Origin of the sequence: Poseidonibacter sp., from assembly GCF_041821165.1 — a bacterium.
Taxonomy (GTDB): Bacteria; Campylobacterota; Campylobacteria; order Campylobacterales; family Arcobacteraceae; genus Poseidonibacter.
This window is the reverse complement of the sequence record NZ_JBGUES010000237.1, coordinates 1-2299: the sequence shown is the minus strand read 5'-3', so window position 1 is coordinate 2299 and position 2299 is coordinate 1. Positions and strand designations below refer to the sequence as shown.

The following is a 2299-nucleotide window of genomic DNA, read 5'->3' as shown; positions in this document are numbered from 1 at the left end:
CCAAAAAAAGGGAAGAATTGATAGATCAAATCATAAAAGACCAAATGATAAATCAAAAAAACCTATAGCTAAAAAGAAAAAAACAAAAAGAGATGCTAATAGAAGTTTTGGAAAATAAACTTCTATAAGTTTTGCATTTTCTTTAAAATCTCAAAAGTTATTGAAACATCATAGGTTGCACTATGATGTTTTTTCTCATCAAATTTTATATCATAAAACTCACAAACTTCATTTAATTTTGGATTCTTAATATTTCCATTTTTATTTACAGCTTTTACTAATTTTTTATTCTCCTTCATTGTACAAAAGTGATTTTCAAATTCCACCACTTTATCTAAATGTCTTAATTCAAAAGATATATTATGAGCAACTAATGTTTTAGTTCCTTTACAAAATTCTATAAAATCTAAATCTTCTGTAAAATATGAACTATAAGACTTATCTTTTCTATAATCTAAAATTAATTCAGGAGTTAACCTATGAACTGCATAAGAGTACTGATTTAGAGGATATCTTGATAAATAATATCTATGAAATTTATCCAATACTTTATATTCATTATTTACTTTTTTTATTTTTACAGCTGCTATTTCTATAACATCTGCGATATTTTGCGAGTTTGTTTCAAAATCTAATATAATCATTTTATTCCATTGTATTTAATAGATGAGATTATACCTAATTAAATTAAGGTTCACTTAATATTAGTTTAATTTTTAAAGTATTAAAATTAGAAACAATAGGAGTTCAAAATGCAAATTAATAATAACTCACAACTTAACCAAAATACATATTTAAATGCCAATCAAGCATTAAATAAAATCTCAAGTGCAGTAGACTTAAATAAAGCTAGTGATAATCCAGCTGGTTTAGCAATTGCGAATGATTTAATAGCACAAGGAAATGCAGATACTCAAGCTATTGAAAATACAAATTCAGCAATAGCTTATACTCAAATTGCTGATGGTGCTACAAAAGAACAATCAAATATATTAGATAATGTTAAAGAAAAACTCTTACAAGCCTCTACAGCCACAACAAATCAAGATGGAAGAGAAGCTATTCTTAAAGATGTAAAAGCTTTATTAACACAGTTTAATGATATTGCAAGTAATACAACTTATAATGAAAAAAATCTTCTACAAAATACGTCTGATGATAAAAGTGCAACTCAGACACAACAGTTTCAAACAGGAAGTGAAGAAAATAGTTTAGTTGAATTATCAGGTATTCAATCTAATACTCAAGGTTTAGGATTAGATGGGCTATTAACTCAAGATGAAGGAACATTTGATGCAAATACTGCAAGAGGTTTCTTAGATACTCTTGATAATGCTAGTACAAAACTAGGAAGTATCCAAAGTGATATTGGTTCTGTGCAAAATGAACTTCAAAGTGCAAATAGAAATTTAATTACACAAAGAAATCAAACTTTAGAGGCTAATTCTGTTTTTGATACAGATTATGCAAAAGAAGTATCAAATTTCTCAAAACAAAATATTTTAGCTCAAATTGGTGCTTATGGTGTAGCACAATCAACAAATATTACACAACAAACAGTTAGTAGATTATTAAGCTAAAACTTATTTAAAAGTTTTGGCTTTTTATATTTTAACTCTGCTTTAAAAATTAATTGTTTTTGTTATTCTAATTCTTTTTTTAGGTCTTTTTGTAATTTTTGAATACTCTATATTTTCAAAAGTAAAATAGTTTCTATATCCTACAAGAACTTTTTCTTTTACATTTCTATAATGTCTTTTTTTTGGATGATTAACATAAGTATAATTATTATCATATCTTGTATGATTAGCAATTGAAGCGCCTATTAGACCACCTGCAATTTTTGCAGCTGTATTTCCATTACCTTTTCCTATTTGATTACCAATAATAACACCTATTGTTCCACCTACAATTGTATCAAGACCTATATTATTAGTATTTGTTGAATGATTATTATAATTACTTCTATGATATTCTTCTTCGTCATAGTCATCATAAACTCTATTATTTCTATATTCATAAATTGCTTCACTATGTGTTACATAAGCATGTGTATAACTTACACTTTCTCTTGAAAATGCAAATGTTGTAATGATTAAAATTAATGCTAAAATTCTTTTCATAACATACTCCTTACTTTTAATTTATAAGAGAGTATATATTCAAATTGTGCATTGATTGTGAAAGTTAATTACCTTAATTTACCAAATACTTTATACTCTTGCCAGTATACATCTAGTGCTTTATTTAGTTCTTCTTTTGAAAGTTTTGATTTATCTTTTATTCCAAATCTTTTAAT

3 protein-coding genes are annotated in these 2299 nt (G+C 25.7%); 1 reads left to right on the top strand and 2 read right to left on the bottom strand.

Annotated features, from left to right (window positions below; genetic code table 11):
• Positions 1–122 precede the first annotated feature (122 nt).
• Positions 123–644 (bottom strand): exonuclease domain-containing protein, encoded by a 522-nt coding sequence (locus tag ACERKK_RS12580; RefSeq protein WP_373773423.1) that lies wholly within the window; start codon positions 642–644, stop codon positions 123–125.
• Positions 645–752: 108 nt separating this feature from the next.
• On the opposite strand from ACERKK_RS12580, the gene ACERKK_RS12575 reads away from it, so the two are divergent.
• Positions 753–1580, top strand: coding sequence for a flagellin (locus ACERKK_RS12575; RefSeq protein WP_373773422.1), 828 nt, complete (start codon positions 753–755; stop codon positions 1578–1580).
• 42 nt (positions 1581–1622) lie between these two features.
• On the opposite strand, the gene ACERKK_RS12570 is transcribed toward ACERKK_RS12575, so the two are convergent.
• Entirely contained in the window at positions 1623–2123 is a 501-nt protein-coding gene (locus ACERKK_RS12570) for a glycine zipper 2TM domain-containing protein (protein WP_373773421.1), read from the bottom strand.
• Positions 2124–2299 lie beyond the last annotated feature (176 nt).